The sequence below is a fragment of the Dehalococcoidia bacterium genome (assembly GCA_041653995.1).
Lineage (GTDB): Bacteria > Chloroflexota > Dehalococcoidia > GIF9 > UBA5629 > CAIMUM01.
The window spans coordinates 1,044,378-1,063,173 of the sequence record JBAZEK010000001.1; the positions used below are offsets into that span (position 1 = coordinate 1,044,378).

Here is an 18,796-nt window from a genome sequence, read left to right on the forward strand (position 1 = left end):
GCCGTTGCCCTGTTGGTGTACAATATGCAGGGTTTTGCTCGCAACTAATTAAAATAAGGAGTGTGATTCAATATGGGTGACAGGCTAAAGGGCAAGGTAGCAATCGTTACGGGTTCCGGACGCGGCATCGGCCGTGCCGAGGCCATGGCGCTGGCCGCTGAGGGCGCCAAGGTTGTTGTCAACGACCTCGGCGCAGCTTCAGACGGCTCCGGCAAATCGGCCAGCCCGGCGGAGGAAGTCTGCCAGGAGATCAAGAAGCTGGGCGGCGAGGCCGTACCCAATTTTGATTCTGTGGCCACCTGGGCCGGCGGCGAGAATATCGTAAAGACCGCTATCGATAAATTCGGCCGCATCGACATCCTGGTCAATAACGCGGGCATCCTGCGCGACCGCATGCTCTTCAACATGAGCGAGGACGAGTGGGATATTATTCTCAAAATACATCTATATGGCCATTTTTACTGTGCCAGGGCTGCTTCTCCCTATATGCGCCAGCAGCGCTGGGGGCGCATCATCAACACCTCATCCATCGCCGGCCTGGGCAATATGGGCCAGACCAACTACAGCGCAGCCAAAGAGGGCATCGTCGGATTCACCCGCTCGGCGGCTCTGGATCTGGGCAAATACGGCATAACCTGCAATGCCATCCGTCCCAATGCAGCCACGCGCATGACGGTTACACCCGAGCTCAAGGCCGCCTGGGAGAAGAGGGCCGCAGCGGCGGGCATCACCGATAAGGCGCAGTTCGAGGCCATGATCAGCCAGATGTTCGCCTCCAAACCTGAGAATATCGCCCCTGTAGTGGTTTTCCTCTGCACGGACGAGGCTGCCAACATCAACGGCAGGACCCTCTTTATCAACCTCAACCAGGTCGGCCTGTATTCAGAGCCTGCCCTGATCAAGGAGATCAATAAGGCCGAAGGCTTCTGGTCTGTTGATGAACTGGTCAAAGAGATCCCGGGCAAGCTGACCGGCGACCTGGTGAATCCGGCGCCGCCTCAGCCGGCCAAATAAACCGCTCAAACAGATAAGCTAAACAGAAGGGCATCACCCTAAAAGATGCCCTTCTGTTATAATCTCCTTTAACAAGCGCCGGCAGGCTTCAATCAGAGGTTGAAAATGACTGATTTCATCGTGCAGGACAGCCGACGTCAGCTCTGGATCGTCATAAGCGTGGCATTTGCAGCGTTTATGGCGGCGCTGGATACCTATATTGTCAACGTGGCCCTGCCCACCATAGCGTCGGATTTCAATGCCAGCCCCACCGATGCGGCGCTCATCACGCTTTCATATCTGCTGGTCATCACCAGCACCCTGCTTATCTTCGGTAAGATCGGGGAGAGGACAGGCTTCAAAGTCGTGTTTGTCGCCGGATTCGCCCTGTTCGCCGTCGGCTCTTTCCTGAGTGGACTGGCTCCCACGCTGTACCTGCTCTCAGGCGCGCGCTGCATACAGGGATTTGGCGCCGCCATGCTTTACGCCGTGGGGATGGCCATGATAATCAGGTACATACCGCCGGGCAAGCGCGGCTGGGCTTTCGGCATCACCTCGACCGGGGCCGGTATGGGCGTGATTATAGGCGCGCCCATGGGCGGCTTTATCACGCAGTACCTGGACTGGCACTGGATATTCTGGTTCAACGTGCCGGTCGGTATCGCCGCCGTCATCGTGGCGCTGAAGGTGATGCCCAACGACCGCGTCCGCCGCAAAAAGGGCGTCAAACTTCCCCCCTTCGATATCGCCGGCGCCCTGATGAGCTTTTTCGCGCTGGCGCTCCTTGTGGGAGCTATAAACCGGGGCCAGCAGTTCGGCTGGGACCACTGGGGCATCTGGGGCTCATTCACTCTCTCCGCCATACTTTTCATAGCGTTCGTACTGTGGGAGAAGAGGTGCCGCGATCCCCTGCTCGACATGTCCCTTTTCAAGTTCGCCAGCTTCGGCTTCGGATCGTTCGCCGCACTGGCCGCATGGAGTATGTACTCCGGAGGCAACTTCCTCTTCCCCTTCTACCTGACCATGATCCAGGGCCTTTCATCCAGCATGATCGGCTCCATCTTCCTTATCAGCTCCGTTGTATATATCGCCACCAGCCTTTACATGGGACGGCTGTCCGACCGGATCGGCAGGCGGGTGCTATGCTGCGCCGGCATGATCTCGGCCTGCGCGGCGCTGATTTTCCTGGCGCTGACGATGGGCCTGCCCTCCCTCATTCCCATGATGGTTTATCTGGCATGGGTCGGCGTATCCATGGGCACATTCGTCTCACCCAATAACAGCCTTATGCTCGGATCCATACCGACAGATAACCAGGGCGAAGCGTCGGCGGCGTCCAGGGCCATGCAAAACCTGGGCATGGTGCTGGGCGTGGCTATCTTTGAGACCGTGTTCTCGGCCTTCATACCATCCGCCGACCTGGGCTCCGAGCAGGCCGTTGCAGGTGTGCCCACAAACGTGCTTGTGATGGGCTTCAGCGCCGCATGTTTCGTGGGCGCCGCCATGTGCGTTTTATCCCTCATCCTATCCTGGCTGGCCAAAGAAGACAGTGCGGCTGCAACGGGCGAAAAGCCCGGGCCCATAGCGATTTAGCGTACCTTTATACAGAGGTTACTTTCGATGCAGGGCTATGAGATAAGACGGGTACGGGAGGCGGACCGCAGCACCGTGGTGAGCATCTTCAACTACTTCGTTGAGAACAGCTTCGCTGCCTACCCCGATAAAAAAGTGGGGCCGGAGATCTTCGACCTGCTTAAAAATATGAGCAGGGCGGGGGTTTTTTATGTGGCGGAAACGGCAGACAAAGAGGTGATAGGCTTCGCCCTGCTGAGACATCACCAGGTTGCAGAGGCGTTCAAGCGTGCCGGCGAGATCACCTATTTCATTCTGCCCGGGCACGAACGCAGGGGCCTGGGCTCCCGCTTTATGGAGACCATTATTATTGATGCCAGGGCTGCAGGTGTGGAAACGCTACTGGCCAATATATCATCGCTCAACGAGGTGAGCCTAAATTTCCACCTCAAGCACGGATTCAAAGAGTGCGGAAGCTTCCAGCGCATCGGGCAGAAGTTCGGCCGGGATTTCGACGTCGTCTGGATGCAGAAATTCCTGTAGGCCGGCGCACGCGTCATTACGAGGAACGCAGTGACGAAGCAATCTTGTGCCGTCATGCGCGTGAACAGGATTGCCGCGCCCTCCGGGCTCGCAATGACCAATGATGATTAATACTTACTACTTCGAGCGGAAATCGAAAGGCCCGATTTTAAATTCGTACTGATCTGAGTCCGGCGCCGGTATCCAATCCTGGCCGTCGCCCTGGTCGAACTCATAGTACCCCGGCAGCCTGTCGGGCCATTCAGCCAGCTCAACCGGCACCGAGAGCTGCTGATCCCCTCTCTGTATAGACAGTGTGACTTTATCCCCCGGCTTCTTGCCGTTGAAATAAGAAAGGATATCGTTCACTTTAGCTACAGGTGTATCATCAACCGCCAGGATAATGTCGCCACCCGCCGCAGGCTCGTTTTGTTTATTCCTGCCGCTCTCCACCAACCCGGCCCTGTCCGCAGGGCTGCCGGTTATAACGCCGACGATGTACACGCCCTTCGTCGCCTTGAGATCCAGCTTGTCCTCCAGGTCTCGGCTGACGGGCATGCCCTCGATGCCGAGCCAGGGGGCCCTGATGGTGCTGCCCTTGATCAGCTCAGGCAGTACTTTTTTAGCGGTATTGATAGGTACGGCAAATCCCACCCCGTTGGCTGTGGCCTCTATAGCAGTATTGATACCGACTACTTCGCCTTTCGAATTGAGCAGCGGGCCGCCGGAATTGCCGGGATTGATTGCGGCGTCCGTCTGTATGATATCCGTTATATTGCGGCTGTTGGAATTTGGTATGGACCTGCCCGTGCCGCTGATGATGCCGATGGTGATAGAGCCCTGCAGACCGTAGGGCGAACCAAGGGCCAACGCCATCTGGCCGGGTTTGACCTCGCTGGAATCTGCCATCACCAGGTATGTCAGGTTCGGCACTTTGGAAGCATCCACCTGCAGCAGGGCTACATCGTTATTGAGGTCTGCTCCGATGACCTTTCCCTGGAGCTCGCTGCCGTCGCTGAGCACGATCTTGACGGTGGAAGCCCTGTCCACCACGTGGTTATTGGTGAGAATATGGCCTTCCGTATCGATGATGAAGCCCGATCCCTGCCCCCTCATATTGGGTATATCCAGGCCGAAGGGGCCGAGCAATTTAGAGGCGATCGTTGTCTCGGATTCCACCTGCACCACGGCCGGTATGCACTTTTCATACAGCGAAACAACCGTGTCTTCATCGTAGAGCGGCGTCACCTGCACCGTCGCCGATGAGGAGGGAAGGTTGATGGACTTCTGCTCCGTGGAAACGGATCCCGCGCTGCAGCCGGTAAGCAGGAGCGCAGCAATTAAAAGGGCAGCGGCCGGCGTTCCGATCATGCTGCGCCGTCCACTGCAAATTTTTAATAAAGACATTTATAACCTCCCGGTATTCGATATCCGTAGTGAGATCAAAGGTTCTGCGGCCCGAAGAATATCTCGTAGTAGTACATGTTGCCCGCCTCCGGCTCCGTGATACGCTCAACGCGGCCCTGCTCGAGGTCGACCAGCGCCAGCCAGGTTTTCCCATCGAGCTGCACCGATACGATGGCCTGTGCCGCGGCGGGCGTAACTTTCAGAATGGAGCCTCCGATAACGGACATATTGGAGACGGAGGAAAAAATAGGGAAGACCCTGTCCACACTTCCACCCCTGTCCATGACACTTTTCATCCTCTCATCCGCAGCGGCGATTTTTATCGCGCCTTCACGCTCATCCTGGGCCAGCTCCGGCATAAAAAGCCCCTCGTAGCGCCGTGCGCTTACCACCGTTTTGACGTTTATATCCACATCGGCTTCGATTAAATCCCCCATACATCGCCCGCAGATGACGCTGGCCATACCGTCCCTCACATCCACGCGCATTATGATGATCTCCCCCGTGCCGTTGAGGCGCTGCTGTATGCCGGGATCCCTTTTGACCACGTCCGCAGCGACAACCGAGGGCGAGGGGGCGGCCAGATAAAAGGCCAGCGATAGCACGGCGGCCACAACGAAGATGGCCAGGCCGCTGGCGGCGGCCATCCTCCAGGACGGCGCGCGCAGCCAGTTCAGCCAGCCCTTAAAGATGTTCCCCGGCGATTCCAGGCTTCCGCCCGCTGCCAGAGCTTTCGCATAGGCACCCTGCAGCAGCACCTTTCGCAGGCTGCTTTTGTGTCCCGCTACCATCAGGTCGGGCAGATCAGTGCTTTCCAGCATCCTGATAAGCGCTTCTTTTTTCATAATCCTATGCTTCCGTCCAATAATATAATGTGTTTTAACATAAAAAGTTGCATCACTTCATTTGTTCGCGGAGCTTTTCGACCCCCCTGTGCAGCAGCGACTTGATTGTTCCCTCTTTCTTGCCCAGTATCTTCACCATCTCGCGTATCTTCTTTTTTTCGAAGAACTTCAGGGCTATGACCTCCTGATAAATAAAGGGCAGCTCGGAGATCTTTTTGTGCAGTGTAATGAATTCCTCGTGCCGGCTCAGCTCCTCCTCCGCCTCGCTTATCTCGTCGCTGTAATCACCGGTGTCCGCCAGGTCGGCGATGGATTCGATGCTGGATATCCTCCTTCCCCCCTCCCTGCGGTAATGGTCATTAACCTCATTGCTGGCGATACGGTAAAGCCAGGCCGCGAAGGGCACGTCCCGCCAGCGATACTTTTTAATCTGCGCAAAGGCTTTGAGAAAGGTTATCGATGTTATGTCAAGTGCTAACTGAACACTGGCAGTTCGTTTCAAAGCATAGTTGAAGATGCGCCGGTAGTAGATTTCGTACAGTTCTCCGAAGGCTTCCGGGCTGTGCTGGGCGCGCTTCACCAGCTCCTTTTCCGCTTGCAACTGGTCCGGCGAAAGCGAAGTATCAGACGTCATATGATCAGGCATGTAACACAGTTTAACTCATAACGTAATGGATGCAAAAAGGTTGCATGCGTAAAACAGGCTGCAACGATATTGGTAATTGTGGCAGGCAACATGCACGGCCTGTATGCGAACTGACGGGCAGCGCGATCCGGCTACTGGTTCTTGAAACCCCAGCGCCAGATGACTGCCGCCAGGATGCCGCCTATGAGGGGCGCAACCCAGAAGAGCCAGAGCTGCGACAGTGCCTCTCCGCCAACTACCAGCGCGGGCCCAAAGCTGCGCGCCGGATTAACAGAGGTCCCTGTGATGGGTATCCCCACCAGGTGGATAAGCACCAGCGAGAGACCGATGGCCAGCCCGGCAAAGCCCGCCGGGGCATTTTTGCTGATGGATCCGAAGATAACGAAAAGGAAGAGGGCGGTCAGCACGATTTCAGCCACGAAACAGGATAACAGGTTGAACTGGCCGGGAGATAGAGCGCCGTATCCGTTCTGGCCCAGGCCGTTAACCGCCAGTGAGTATTCGGGCATACCGCTGGCTATCAGCCACAGCAGCAGGGCAGCCAGCACACCGCCCACACACTGGAATATCACGTAAAAAATGGTGTCTTTCCAGCCCAGCCTTCCGGCAACCAGCATGGCCACGGATATGGCCGGATTAATATGGCAGCCTGATATGTTGCCGATGGCGTACACCATCGCCAGCACGGTCAGACCGAAGGCGAAGGAGATGCCCATGAAGCCGATATACTTGCCGGCGATAACGGCGCTGCCGCATCCTATCAGCACCAGCGCAAATGTGCCTATCAGTTCCGCCCAGTACTTTTTCACTTCCCGTTTACCTCCTTTCCCGGATTATTCGATCTACTTTTTCAGCGAATCAAGCGCATTCTGCCAGGCAAGCACGGTCGCATAGGCTGTATTCTTATTAAATGCGATATACAGGTCGACCTTGTGCACAAAGGCCACCGCTTCGATCTCAGCCGGATCCACGCCCGCCTGCTTGGCCACCAACGCCACATCGGCGCCCGTGCCCAGCCAGAGGTCTGCTTCTCCCGCCACCAGCTTCTTCAGGCCATCGGCGGTTGAATCGACATAAGCGAAATTGATGCATCCCTGCTGAGCCAGCTTCTGCTGGCCCGCTTCATCTTTAACAACGGCAATGCATTTAACGGTCCTGGCCTCATCGATACTGCTAACTCTGACATTCGAGCCCTTCCTGGCATAGAGCCAGTTCTCGTAAGAGCCTATAGGACCCACCCACATGAAAAGGTTTTCCCTTTCCGACGTCCTGGCCATGGAATAAAGCGCGGTATCGGGTTCCGCAAGCACGACCTCGTAGGCCTGTGACCACGGCAACACCTCGATGGTGATGTTCTCGCCCAGCTTGTTGATTACACCTTTGACCGCCTCGGTGGATGAACCGACCAGGTTGCCGCCGGCATCGGTGTAATTGAAAGGAGGATATTCCTCCGTCATAACGCGCAGTTTAGCGGGCTGCGCCGGCGTTGTGCATGCAGTGACAAGCAGTATTACTGCTATAAGAGCAAAACAAAGTCTCTTCATATCTCCTACCTCAGTGGTTTTTAACAAGATTATACTCCAGATTCGGCAATGTCAATAGGTGAATGGTACTGGACCAAACACTGGGACAAGATGAAAATCGAGATCGAGGCGGCGCAGCAATACGAGAGCCGTGAATCGCCTGCTTAATCATTCAGACAGGTCAGTCCGCCTTTGTGTGAATCTGATGCAATTTGGTAGCCCTGCACAACGGAGCTATAATGCAATTCAGACCCGAGTATAGTGTCGCTGGAGGTTCTGTCTAATATGAACTTCAAATTTATTCCGGCATTGCTCTTAATGATACTGGTTTTATCCGGCTGCGCTTCCGGCACAGCTGATTCCAACACCCCACCAACTCCCACCCCGTCAGATAACTCAACTTCAGCGCCTTCGGACAAGGCGCCGCGCATCAGCATCGAAGAGCTGTTGCAGAAGATGAACAGCGGATCGGATATCCTCATTGTCGATGCCAGGAGGGATGTGGAAGAACAATTCAAGATAGCGCATATCAAGGGCGCCATTGCGGTTCCTCCCGATAAAATCACGGCGGGACAATGGACGCCGCCGCCTGATCTAAACAGAGAAATAGTCATCTACTGCTCCTGTCCCAACGATGGGACAAGCGCCAGCGCTGTGCTTGTACTGGTTAGTAAAGGTTACACCAACGTCAGGGCATTGAAGGGCGGCTGGAACGCCTGGCAGGCAGCCGGATACCCTGTGGAATCCGGTACCGATTAGGGAGTTTACTTCCGGCTCATTTTACTCAGGCGTAATCTCAGAGATATAGGAAACGCCGGCAACAGCACGTTTGATGCGGGTTGTATCCAGAAGGTGACGCATATCCACAAACTCACCGGCGCGCGCGATCCTTCTGATTTCTCCGTCCAGATCCAGGGCATAATCCCACTGCATATTTTCAAAGACCACACCGTGGTTATGCAGCAGCATCATCTTCTTATCGCCGACATTGGCCGGGTGCATATAGAACGCGTTCTCCAGTGCTGATTTCGACAGGTGGGACAGGTCGGCCGTCAGGTCCAGCCCCAGTCCGAAGCTGATCATGGTCCGGCCGGGCAGCTTCGGCTCCAGATTAATGTCCATCCATTTCTCTATATTTTCAGGATCCGTAATCAGTCCTTTGTTGGCCGGGGCGTGTTTTTTGATGGGGGAGATTTTGACGCCGGAGCTGAAAAGCACGTCCAGGTCGGCTATCATGGCCACGCTCACCAGGCCACGATTAATCACCTGCCGCTCCCGGGCTATATCGAAAACGGCTTCGTACAGCTCGCTGAGGGTAATCGCTTTGCTGCCAGCGTCGTCACCTACCAGCATGATATCGTTAAATTCACCATGCAAAGCCAGATTGAGACCGGTGTGGATCATGACCTCGCCTGTATCTTTTTGAGGGATGAGAAAATCGGGTGTGTCGTTTCCGTCGGTGGGCAGCCAGACCATGGTGCCTCCGCTGGTCATCATTTCGCCCAGCAGCGGCAGGCAGTCTTCAAGGCTACCGCCCAACGCCCCCAGGCCGATGGAATACTCCGCCTCGGAGAAACGCCTCTGCCGTATATCGCCTGATTCCAGGGTGGCATTCATTACTTTGCTCAGATCGCCCACGGTCTTCAGAGTGGCGGGGCGATCGGTAACGTGGAAGACGTGAAAGCTGGTATCCTTTCTGTGGTAACAGGGAAGGCTTCCCCAGTCCTTTTCGGAGCGTCTCATATCCTTCAGCATGGAGCTGTGGTTGACGGCTTCGTCCACCGTAGAATAGGTGGGGAACATGCCTTCCATACCCGCCATCTTCAAGACCTGGGCCGGGTATTCCGTAATTCCACACAGGGAGAGATGCCCTTTTCTGCCGGCCAGTTTTTTATGTATGGAGAGAAGGAGCCTGATGCCCCCGCTGCTCAAATACAGCGCGCCGGACATATCGAGCACCAGATAGTGATCGTCCTCCGTTACAAGGAACTCAAGCTCTTTGCCCAGGCCGGCGGCCTCAAAGGCGCCCAGCCTGCCCTCCAGAGCCACCACCAGGATGCCGTTTCTGCGTTCCGATTTAATGCTCACAACGATTCAATTTAATTAATAAGCCGGAGTATGTCAACAGACAGCAGTCCGAATAAAGACGGTACACAACCGGTAATACACTTGACAGAATGTATAGTATGCTTTACAATTAGTATAATAAACTATATAGGAGACGTTGTAATGCAAGTAAGCAGATTCCGAGTCTACAGGGCGATTATAGCCGCCGGGCTGGCCGTTGCCGTGGCGATTGCGATCGCCACCGATATCCCCTTAATCGCGCTGGTCGCGGTTGTCGTTGCTATCGCGCTTGCCATAGTTCTGGAACGCCGCAACAAAGAGATCGTGCGGGATGAGCGGATCCAGCAGATCGGCGGGAGGGCCGCCACTGCATCTTTCAACAGCGTGATTATACTGGCGGCTGTGGCCGCGCTGGGCGCTGCCCTTTTCCGCAATCAATTGCCTGAAAATATTGTATTCGTCGGCAACATCATGGGCTATTTCGTCTGCATCGCCATAATACTGCACCTGTGCTTTTACGCATATTTCAGCCGCAAGCTTTAGGGTGTAAATATGAAAAACAGGTTAAAGGTATTCCGGGCCATGCACGACCTCACACAGGAGGCGCTGGCCGATCGATTGCGCGTGACCAGGCAGACGGTCATATCCATCGAAAACGGCAAATACGACCCTTCCCTGCCGCTTGCCTTCCGTATCGCCAATCTTTTTAACGTGAAAATCGAGGACGTCTTCTTCTACGAAGGTGGTCCGGGTGAGTTCCACGGCTATCCACCCAGGTCTGAAAAATGAAGCCGCCGCAAAGAAGCAGTCATGCCTTCCCAAAAGCGCCCTGGAGTATCAGTAGAGCCGAAATTGTAAAAATAACCGGACAAAGTCTATATGGAATAAAATCGATTTGGGCGCCTGTAAACAGCGACAGCACTGCCATCGCTATCAGCATGACCGCTGCTGATACAAACACAACTTTCCGTGATTTCAGATTACTGTAGTTGAGTGCTGCAACGAGAATTACCAACCCTCCCAGGAATAAGAGCGTCAGGCCTTCATTTATCCATTCCATCAAAACTATTCTTGTATTGTCGACTGAAATGGCGCCGAATCCATCGACAACCGAATCAGTGGGAATCAAGTGAGCAATACCCCATAAGATACACAGTGCGCCACCGATTATAACCAATACTTTCCTGGCCATCTTCACACTCCTTCAATTTGTTACCGCACCATCCAGTTCAGGCAGCTGCCCAATCAATTACAATAGTATCCCATCCGACCTCCCATAGTCATCACGCCATTTTCATTTCAGTAATCTCACGACTGTTTCTTAAATATGGTATGATAATATGTAATACCAGGAGGTCATAATGGGCAAGGAAAAGATAGCGATCACTATTGATGGGCAGCTTGTCAGCGAACTTGACGGGCTGGTGGGTAAAAACGTCTTTCAGAGCCGCAGCCAGGCTATTCAGGAAGCTGTCCATGAAAAACTTATGCGAATCAGAAAGACCCGCCTGGCGGAAGAGTGCGCCAAACTTAATCCTTCATTTGAAAGAGCCCTCTCCGAGGACGGATTTGAAGGGGATATTAAACAGTGGCCGGAATACTGAGGGGAGAGATCCGCTGGGCGGACTTAAGCCCAACTCGGGGACATGAACAAACGGGTTTGCGCCCCGTGCTCGTTGTCAGTCACGACGTTTTCAATGAACGCTCGGGCACCGCTATTGTAGTCGCAATCACGAGTCAGCTGCAGCAGGCTGGTTTTCCACTTGTCCTGGAGTTGAAAACGGGAGGCCTTCCCAAGCGTTCATGGGCAAAAATCAGCCAGATCAGGACCGTTTCAACTGAAAGGCTGGGCAATAAAGTCGGTAGATTATCCCACGAAGAGCTGGCAAAAATCATCGATGGTCTGAACGAAATCGTTGCATAAATATACGCCGGGCAGCTTCGAGAAAAACATACTGCATTATTATTTAGGTAATCTCACGACTGCTTCTTAAACAGGCATGCAACCTGCATCACCAACCTGCCGGGTTGAATTCACCGGTCACTGGTGATAGTATTTCCAACATAATACGCATAAAGGAGGACTATTGATGCTTGCCATTTTAATAACTGCGGATATTACATCCCTTGAGGTTTCAGGCTAGATACCATATCATCGTTTAACCGATAGATTGCCGGTCGTTCCGCAGGGAACGGCTTTTTTGTTCTTCTCCTGATCAGGAAGTAAGGCTTAATTACGCACGGGGTGTGAGTCCGTGGATTATTCGACATTGAATAATGTCCTGATTAACTTACTTTCGAAAAGGAGCAAGAATTGAATATAGCTTCAAACCATTCACGAACACCCAACCTCCAGGATATAGGGTGGAATTCGTTTTTTCAGAAGAGCTACCGGGCGTTGCAAATCCCGGACACCATGCCTGCCAGAGTCATCACCGAACTCAAGGATGCTTTTCAGGTTTACACTGAATGCGGGGAATTGACTGCCGCGGTTTCAGGCAGGATGAGACACTTCGCTGAAAGTGAAGAACGATATCCGGCCGTCGGCGACTGGGTTGTCATCAAACGGCTGAATAACGAACGGAAAGCGGTAATCCATGCCGTACTGCCGAGAAAGAGCAAATTCTCCAGGAAAGTTGCCGGGGAACGTACCGAAGAGCAGATTGTCTCGGCTAACATAGACACCGTTTTCATTGTCAGCGCTATGGACGGCGGCAGGAACTTCAATCTCCGGCGGATTGAGCGATATCTCACACTTGCCTGGAGCAGCGGCGCCACCCCGGTAGTTGTCCTCAATAAAGTCGACCTGTGCACGGATATCGATACGCCCGTTCACGAAGTCGAGACTGTCGCTCCGGGCATATCCATTCACCCGGTCAGCGCCCGTGAGAAAATCGGTCTGGATGCGCTCACAGCTTACCTGGGAAGAGGAAAAACGACTGCTTTTCTGGGCTCCTCGGGCGTGGGCAAATCCGCACTGATCAATGCGCTGCTCGGCGTGGAGAGACAGAAGACGGGAGAGGTCCGGGGAGACGACCGCATGGGCAGGCACACCACGACCAGACGCGAACTGATCATCCTTCCCGGCGGCGGCATGGTGATTGATACGCCGGGTATGAGGGAAATCCAGATGTGGGCCGGAGAAGAGGACCTGCAGGCGGCATTTCAAGATATCGAGATGCTGGCCGGACAATGCCGCTTCAGCGATTGCAGTCACAACACGGAATCCGGCTGCGCCGTAAAAGCAGCAATCGCCAGGGGCGCTCTTGACCCATCCAGGCTGGAGAGCTTCAGGAAACTGCAGAGGGAAATAGATTACCTTGCATACAGGGAAGAGCATGGTACACGCCTGTACGAAAAGCTCAGATGGAAGAAAGTAGCTAAGCTGGTGAAAGAAATAAAGCATAATCCCAAGAATCGTTAACCGGCTGCAGACGTTTGAACCAATAGTCTCCCTCGCATCATTCTTGATCGCAGGGGGGCTATCAGTTTTGACCATTTGATTAATAATTGCTACAGTTATTGATATCAGGATGTATTACTAATATGATAAGAAGGAAGACGAGGCAGAGGATGGCTATCATAGAGGTGCTTAAAGGGGTCAGGACACATCCTTCCGCCGGCTGGATTTATGATGAAGTCCGTAAAAAGCTGCCGCACGTAAGCAAAGGGACTATCTATCGTAATCTGAATGTATTAGAAGATGAGGGGGCGATAATTGAGTTGAACGTAGACGGAGTGGTTGGAAGGTATGAAATCAGACAGGACAATCATTACCACTTTATATGTGAGAAATGTGGACATATCTTCGATCTCAATGAGCCCATTGAAGCCGAACTAAATGTAAGGTACGCCAAGAAAACGGGTTTCAAGATTACACACCACCTGCTGGAATTCAGGGGACTTTGTAAAGACTGTCAACGAATCGTAGATAAAAATAAAAGAAAGGGGGGATAATTTAATGGGTAAATCGGTCAAAGGGACTCAAACAGAAAAGAAGAAGCAAAACAAGGCGACGGGCAATCAAACAGCCAAAGGCACAAACAAACAGGTAACCGGCAGAGGCACATCGAACCTGGACTGGTGGCCCAATCAGTTGAACCTCAAGATACTGCACCAGCATTCCGCCAAGTCCAATCCGATGGGAGAGGATTTCAAATACGCTGAAGAGTTCAAGAGCCTGGACCTGGAGGCTGTGAAGAGGGACCTTGGTGAGATGATGACCCGGTCACAGGACTGGTGGCCGGCGGACTTCAAACACTATGGGCCCCTGTTCATCCGCATGGCGTGGCACAGCGCCGGCACATACCGCATGGGTGATGGTCGCGGCGGAGCAGGCGCGGGCCAGCAGCGCTTCCCCCCGCTCAATAGTTGGCCCGACAACGCCAATCTCGACAAGGCGCGCCGGCTGCTTTGGCCGATCAAACAGAAGTATGGCCGTAAAATCTCCTGGGCTGACCTGATGATCCTCGCCGGCAACGTAGCCCTGGAGTCGATGGGATTCAAGACCTTCGGTTTTGCCGGAGGCCGTGAGGACGTCTGGGAGCCGGAAGAAGACGTCTATTGGGGCTCTGAGGATAAGTGGCGGGGTAGTGACAAGCGCTACTCCGGCAAACGGGATCTCGATAACCCGCTCGCTGCTGTGGAGATGGGACTGATCTACGTCAACCCCGAAGGCCCGGACGGCAATCCGGATCCTGTCGCGGCAGCCAAAGATATCCGCGAGGTCTTTGCCCGTATGGCAATGAATGACGAGGAGACGGTAGCCCTTATCGCGGGTGGACATGCATTTGGAAAAACACACGGCGCCGGCCCTGCTACCCATGTGGGACCTGAGCCAGAAGCTGCCGGCATCGAAGAACAGGGTCTCGGCTGGAAAAGCAGCTTTGGCACCGGGAAAGGAGGGGATACGATCACCAGCGGCCTGGAGCTCACCTGGACCAACACGCCCACCAAATGGAGCAACAACTTCTTCAGGATCCTGTTCGATTTCGAATGGGAACTGACGAAGAGCCCGGCCGGCGCATACCAGTGGAAGCCGAAAGGCGGCGCAGGCGCAGGCACGGTGCCCGATGCCCACGACCCTTCAAAACGTCATGCGCCGGGCATGCTGACCACCGACCTTTCCCTGAGGTTCGATCCTGTCTATGAAAAGATATCAAGGCGCTTCTACGAGCACCCCGACCAGCTTGCAGACGCATTCGCCCGGGCGTGGTTCAAGCTGACGCACCGCGACATGGGCCCGCGCACACGTTATCTCGGGCCGGAGGTCCCTGCTGAAGAGCTCATCTGGCAGGACCCCATCCCCGCGGTGAATCACAAATTGATCGATGAGCAAGACATTGCCTCTCTCAAGGGCAAGATACTGGCTTCAGGTCTGTCTGTCCCGGAACTGGTTTCGACTGCGTGGGCGTCAGCCTCCACCTTCCGCGGCTCCGACAAGCGCGGCGGGGCCAACGGCGCACGAATTCGCTTTTCACCGCAAAAGGATTGGGAAGTCAACCAGCCGGCCAGGCTGGCGAAGGTGCTCAAGACACTTGAGGGCATCCAGAGCGAATTTAATAGGGCTCAGTCGGGCGGCAAGAAGGTCTCGCTGGCCGACCTGATCGTGCTGGCCGGTTGCGCAGGCGTCGAGAAGGCTGCGAAGAATGCCGGTCACTCTGTGACAGTTCCTTTCACGCCGGGACGCATGGACGCATCGCAGGAGCAAACCGATGCAGCCTCATTCACCGTACTGGAGCCGAAGGCGGACGGCTTTCGCAACTTCCAGAAGGCCCGTTACGCCGTATCGGCCGAGGAATTGCTGGTCGACAGGGCGCAATTGCTGACTCTCACCGCACCGGAGATGACGGTGCTTGTTGGCGGCATGCGCGTGCTGAACACCAACTTCGGGCAGACACAATACGGCGTTTTTACCGGGAAGCCTGAAGCGCTGACCAACGACTTCTTCGTGAACCTGCTCGATATGAGCACGGAGTGGAAGGCACTGTCGGACGCCGGGGACGTATTTGAAGGACGCGATCGCAAGACCGGCGATGTCAGGTGGAACGCCACGCGTGTCGATCTTATCTTCGGTTCGAACTCCCAGTTACGAGCCCTGGCCGAGGTCTATGCAAGCGCGGACGCGCAGGAGAAGTTTGTGAATGACTTTGTAGCTGCCTGGAACAAGGTGATGAACCTTGATCGCTTCGAACTCGCCGGATAATACCATAAACGCTTTTCTGTGATTCAAAGGTAACAATGTTACCTTTGAATCACAGTAGCAATCCATTATGAACCCGCAGGCAGGGCAGAATGACTATGCTATGATAGATACTCACAATGGTCTATTTCGAAATAATCATCATTATCTTTTTGACTATGCTCAACGGCTTGCTCGCCATGTCCGAGCTTGCTATTGTCTCTTCACGTAAAAGCCGTCTTGAACAGATGATGAAAAACGGGGACAAGGGGGCGCGTTCAGCTCTCCGGCTCCTCGAGAATCCCAGCCGGTTCCTTTCAACCGTCCAGATAGGCATCACTCTTATCGGCCTGATCGCCGGTGCATTTAGTGGAGCAACGATCGGACACCGCCTTGGGCTTTGGCTGGATTCCTTTCCAGTGATCTCACCATATGGTGACATACTGGGTATAGGTGTTACGGTTATAGCCATTACGTATTTATCTGTGATAATAGGTGAACTCGTCCCAAAGCGGATTGCCTTTGCCCAACCTGAGAGGATTGCTGCTTCCATTGCCAGGCCAATGCAGGTGCTCTCGCTCATATTCACGCCTGCGGTCTGGTTGCTTCACGTATCAACCGAAGGAGTGTTGCGTGTATTCCACATGTCGGCAAACAGGGAAACAAGCATCACTGAAGATGAGGTCAAATCACTCATCACCGAAGGGACAAGAGCGGGTGTCTTTGCTCCGCAAGAAAAGGAGATGATCGATGGTGTACTCAGGCTGGCAGACCGCCCGGTAAGAGCAATCATGACACCGCATTCCAAGATAATCTGGTTGGACTTACAATCAGATCGGGATACTATACTCAAGATACTGGAGACCAACCGCTTTTCCCGTGTTTTAGTCTGTGATGGAACTCTGGATAAGCCGATTGGCGTTGTGAATGCTAAAGACCTTCTGCCAAAAGCCATGACTTGCGCTGATATTAATCTGGCTGATTTGATTACACCTTTGCTTTATGTTCCTGAAAACACATCTATCCTTATACTTCTCAATCAATTCAAGAAAGAAAAGGTGCATGTGGCCGCCGTAATCGACGAATACGGCATGACTAAAGGGCTGGTCACGCTCACCGATGTAATCGAAGCAGTCGCTGGAGATTTGCCGGAACTTGGCGAAGATATGACTCCTGAGATTACCCAAAGAGATGACGGATCGTGGCTGATCGACGGCATGCTGCCGACGGATGAATTGGAATCCATCACCGGCATCAGCGTGGGGAAAAGTATGAAGATCCTTGCCGGATTCGTAATGGAACAGCTTGGACATATACCGGCAGCAGGTGAGAGCTTCATCTATGGGAGCTATCGGTTTGAAGTGGTGGACATGGACGGCAACCGTATCGACAAGGTACTCATCCAAAACATTCAAAACGCTGCTGAAGCTCAAAGCTCGGATTAGCAATCATTATCTTTGGCTTTGCCGCTCCCTTTGACGCTCGCCCGCCCGGTTGCGGGCCGTTTTGATCTGGGTTTACATGATGTAGGGCGTGCGGCAGCATTTAAGTGCAACACGATGAGAACATATGGTGGGCGATACTGGATTTGAACCAGTGACCCCCTGTGTGTAAGACAGGTAAAAACCTTTAATTGACTGGAGCTTATTGATAATCTCTAGGGAAGCCTTACGTTGTCCTGAAAGAATCATGCTCAAATAGCTTTTACTGATACCTAATTCTTTGGCTAATTGACTCTGTGTTAACTTTTTCATTTATTTCACCCGCCTTTTTATATCCTTTAAGCCTGCGTTTCCAATTATCGGTAAATATTGGTACGACTTCTTCTGTCTTCCTTTTGCACTAAAGTTCCCCTGTGGTTTTCTCACAAAATGACAGTCTACCTCATCAATAAGCCATCTCCGTCCAATGTAGAGTGCATTAATCCGTCCCTCTGACAAAAGCTTACGAACCCGTCTCTCAGATATACCAAGCCTTTCTGCTGCCTGTGGAACCGTAAGTAGTTTCATTCAATTACCTTCTATCATTTTAATATTATACCGTTATCGGAATAATGTCAAGTATAATTACAAGCTAAAATATCTTTTCTTTTTGCCGCATTTTTCCATAATACTCCGCAGAATTTTTTCAAATCGTATTTAAATTAAGTTTTAAAAGTTCAAGAATGAGGGTTTATAATATGCATATAAACTGGAAGCATATGGAAGGAAGCACGATAGAAAGTTAGAACGTAAGCAAGCGAGTAAGCAAGAAGGAAAGCAGGCGAGCAGGGAAGCTATGTTGCTTTCCTTTTTTTAATTTTTTGATTCGGAGGTACGAAATGACTGAAAACAAGGTCAAGGAAATTAGATTGAGCAAATGCATGAATCAGAGAGAACTGGCAGAGAGAGCTCATATCTGTCAAACAGCTATTTCAGACATTGAAAGGGGGGTAAGACTACCATGGAAAGCAGCGTCTGAAAAGCTTGCTATTGCATTGGGTGTCACAATCGAGGAATTATTCCCAAACAATCTTAGGGGAGGTAAAAATTGCTAAACAAAAATAGAACGTCTTTAAAGCTGGGAAACAAGAAAGTAGGCTACTTTGAAGGTGATAAATTCATCAAACCCGTAATCGGCTCAAAGCATCTGCTGAAATTTCCTTACCAAGCTTGGGCAATTGATGCCAAAGTATTTGACGATGAAATTAAACCTAACGCCAATTATTTTATTGTAAGAGATAGGGAGTCGGGGCTTGAATATAGTTGTACGGTAAAGGACTTCGACAATTTAAAGCGAACCATTAACAGAGGGTATGGTAAGCAGTACAGTCTATCTCTAAAACATTGGAAAATAGCAGCTATGGAAGACGCTGAAGCTTCCAGTAACGCAACATAGAGTAGTGCAGCACCCGTTTTAGTAGTTGGAGGTGCTGTGTAAAAATGGTATTAGACAGAAGGAAAAGGCTGATGGAGGAGGGTATGACTCGCCATGATATTTCAGGAGCCTACTTATTTAATCAATTCAAGTGAGTTGTAATAGATGGTCATACCTATTCGAT

At 52.7% G+C, this 18,796-nt stretch carries 23 protein-coding genes; 14 read left to right on the forward strand and 9 right to left on the reverse strand.

The features are described 5' to 3' along the window. Window positions 1-72: 72 nt before the first annotated feature. From WC359_05075 to WC359_05085, 3 genes are all read left to right on the forward strand, one after another. The gene (locus tag WC359_05075) at window positions 73-1,014 is read left to right on the forward strand and encodes an SDR family NAD(P)-dependent oxidoreductase (GenBank protein MFA5399790.1); all 942 of its coding nucleotides are present in this window, start codon (window positions 73-75) and stop codon (window positions 1,012-1,014) included. A gap of 105 nt (window positions 1,015-1,119) precedes the next feature. Continuing rightward, on the forward strand, window positions 1,120-2,586 hold the full coding sequence (locus WC359_05080; protein ID MFA5399791.1) for an MFS transporter: 1,467 nt from the start codon (window positions 1,120-1,122) through the stop codon (window positions 2,584-2,586). Window positions 2,587-2,613: 27 nt separating this feature from the next. Further along, window positions 2,614-3,108, forward strand: a complete 495-nt coding sequence (locus tag WC359_05085) for an N-acetyltransferase family protein (GenBank protein ID MFA5399792.1) — start codon at window positions 2,614-2,616, stop codon at window positions 3,106-3,108. 117 nt (window positions 3,109-3,225) lie between these two features. Here the strand turns inward: WC359_05085 and WC359_05090 are convergent, their stop codons facing one another. The 5 genes from WC359_05090 to WC359_05110 all read right to left on the reverse strand — a co-directional run bounded on the left by WC359_05090 (window position 3,226) and on the right by WC359_05110 (window position 7,529). Continuing rightward, on the reverse strand, window positions 3,226-4,494 hold the full coding sequence (locus tag WC359_05090; protein MFA5399793.1) for a trypsin-like peptidase domain-containing protein: 1,269 nt from the start codon (window positions 4,492-4,494) through the stop codon (window positions 3,226-3,228). A 35-nt stretch (window positions 4,495-4,529) separates the two neighbouring features. Next, window positions 4,530-5,339, reverse strand: a complete 810-nt coding sequence (locus WC359_05095) for a hypothetical protein (protein ID MFA5399794.1) — start codon at window positions 5,337-5,339, stop codon at window positions 4,530-4,532. Between the two features lie 52 nt (window positions 5,340-5,391). Then, complete coding sequence (locus WC359_05100; GenBank protein MFA5399795.1) at window positions 5,392-5,985, reverse strand: sigma-70 family RNA polymerase sigma factor; 594 nt, start codon at window positions 5,983-5,985, stop codon at window positions 5,392-5,394. A 131-nt stretch (window positions 5,986-6,116) separates the two neighbouring features. Next, entirely contained in the window at window positions 6,117-6,794 is a 678-nt protein-coding gene (gene aqpZ, locus WC359_05105) for an aquaporin Z (GenBank protein ID MFA5399796.1), read from the reverse strand. A gap of 33 nt (window positions 6,795-6,827) precedes the next feature. Beyond that, window positions 6,828-7,529, reverse strand: a complete 702-nt coding sequence (locus WC359_05110; protein ID MFA5399797.1) for a transporter substrate-binding domain-containing protein — start codon at window positions 7,527-7,529, stop codon at window positions 6,828-6,830. Between the two features lie 264 nt (window positions 7,530-7,793). Here WC359_05110 and WC359_05115 point away from each other — a divergent pair, with 264 nt between their 5' ends. Further along, window positions 7,794-8,267 carry a rhodanese-like domain-containing protein gene (locus tag WC359_05115; GenBank protein MFA5399798.1) on the forward strand — a complete coding sequence of 158 codons (474 nt, stop codon included), beginning with the start codon at window positions 7,794-7,796 and terminating at the stop codon, window positions 8,265-8,267. Between the two features lie 21 nt (window positions 8,268-8,288). Here WC359_05115 and WC359_05120 read toward each other — a convergent pair whose 3' ends face one another. Further along, complete coding sequence (locus WC359_05120) at window positions 8,289-9,596, reverse strand: STAS domain-containing protein (protein MFA5399799.1); 1,308 nt, start codon at window positions 9,594-9,596, stop codon at window positions 8,289-8,291. Window positions 9,597-9,737: 141 nt separating this feature from the next. On the opposite strand from WC359_05120, the gene WC359_05125 reads away from it, so the two are divergent. Both WC359_05125 and WC359_05130 read left to right on the forward strand, forming a co-directional pair. Next, entirely contained in the window at window positions 9,738-10,118 is a 381-nt protein-coding gene (locus tag WC359_05125) for a DUF2178 domain-containing protein (protein MFA5399800.1), read from the forward strand. Window positions 10,119-10,127: 9 nt separating this feature from the next. After that, a complete protein-coding gene (locus WC359_05130) occupies window positions 10,128-10,364 on the forward strand; it encodes a helix-turn-helix transcriptional regulator (protein ID MFA5399801.1) in 237 nt (78 codons plus the stop codon). Between the two features lie 19 nt (window positions 10,365-10,383). Here the strand turns inward: WC359_05130 and WC359_05135 are convergent, their stop codons facing one another. After that, window positions 10,384-10,767 (reverse strand): hypothetical protein, encoded by a 384-nt coding sequence (locus tag WC359_05135; protein ID MFA5399802.1) that lies wholly within the window; start codon window positions 10,765-10,767, stop codon window positions 10,384-10,386. 169 nt (window positions 10,768-10,936) lie between these two features. Between WC359_05135 and WC359_05140 the strand changes: the two genes are divergently transcribed. The 6 genes from WC359_05140 to WC359_05165 all read left to right on the forward strand — a co-directional run bounded on the left by WC359_05140 (window position 10,937) and on the right by WC359_05165 (window position 17,201). Continuing rightward, the gene (locus tag WC359_05140; GenBank protein MFA5399803.1) at window positions 10,937-11,179 is read left to right on the forward strand and encodes a ribbon-helix-helix domain-containing protein; all 243 of its coding nucleotides are present in this window, start codon (window positions 10,937-10,939) and stop codon (window positions 11,177-11,179) included. Further along, window positions 11,164-11,499 (forward strand): type II toxin-antitoxin system PemK/MazF family toxin, encoded by a 336-nt coding sequence (locus tag WC359_05145; GenBank protein MFA5399804.1) that lies wholly within the window; start codon window positions 11,164-11,166, stop codon window positions 11,497-11,499. The genes WC359_05140 and WC359_05145 overlap by 16 nt, the downstream gene beginning before the upstream one ends. A 390-nt stretch (window positions 11,500-11,889) precedes the next feature. Continuing rightward, entirely contained in the window at window positions 11,890-12,999 is a 1,110-nt protein-coding gene (rsgA, locus tag WC359_05150; GenBank protein ID MFA5399805.1) for a ribosome small subunit-dependent GTPase A, read from the forward strand. Window positions 13,000-13,121: 122 nt separating this feature from the next. Further along, a complete protein-coding gene (locus tag WC359_05155) occupies window positions 13,122-13,532 on the forward strand; it encodes a transcriptional repressor (GenBank protein MFA5399806.1) in 411 nt (136 codons plus the stop codon). A gap of 4 nt (window positions 13,533-13,536) precedes the next feature. Continuing rightward, window positions 13,537-15,780, forward strand: a complete 2,244-nt coding sequence (gene katG / locus WC359_05160) for a catalase/peroxidase HPI (GenBank protein MFA5399807.1) — start codon at window positions 13,537-13,539, stop codon at window positions 15,778-15,780. Between the two features lie 116 nt (window positions 15,781-15,896). Further along, window positions 15,897-17,201: a hemolysin family protein gene (locus WC359_05165; protein ID MFA5399808.1), complete on the forward strand. Its 1,305-nt coding sequence runs from the start codon at window positions 15,897-15,899 to the stop codon at window positions 17,199-17,201. Window positions 17,202-17,273: 72 nt separating this feature from the next. Here the strand turns inward: WC359_05165 and WC359_05170 are convergent, their stop codons facing one another. Both WC359_05170 and WC359_05175 read right to left on the reverse strand, forming a co-directional pair. Further along, window positions 17,274-17,510, reverse strand: a complete 237-nt coding sequence (locus WC359_05170) for a helix-turn-helix transcriptional regulator (protein ID MFA5399809.1) — start codon at window positions 17,508-17,510, stop codon at window positions 17,274-17,276. Next, window positions 17,511-17,765, reverse strand: coding sequence for a helix-turn-helix domain-containing protein (locus tag WC359_05175; protein ID MFA5399810.1), 255 nt, complete (start codon window positions 17,763-17,765; stop codon window positions 17,511-17,513). It lies immediately after the preceding gene. Between the two features lie 311 nt (window positions 17,766-18,076). On the opposite strand from WC359_05175, the gene WC359_05180 reads away from it, so the two are divergent. After that, window positions 18,077-18,292 (forward strand): helix-turn-helix transcriptional regulator, encoded by a 216-nt coding sequence (locus tag WC359_05180; GenBank protein MFA5399811.1) that lies wholly within the window; start codon window positions 18,077-18,079, stop codon window positions 18,290-18,292. Continuing rightward, a complete protein-coding gene (locus WC359_05185) occupies window positions 18,286-18,633 on the forward strand; it encodes a hypothetical protein (GenBank protein MFA5399812.1) in 348 nt (115 codons plus the stop codon). Before WC359_05180 ends, WC359_05185 begins: the two co-directional genes overlap by 7 nt. Window positions 18,634-18,796 lie beyond the last annotated feature (163 nt).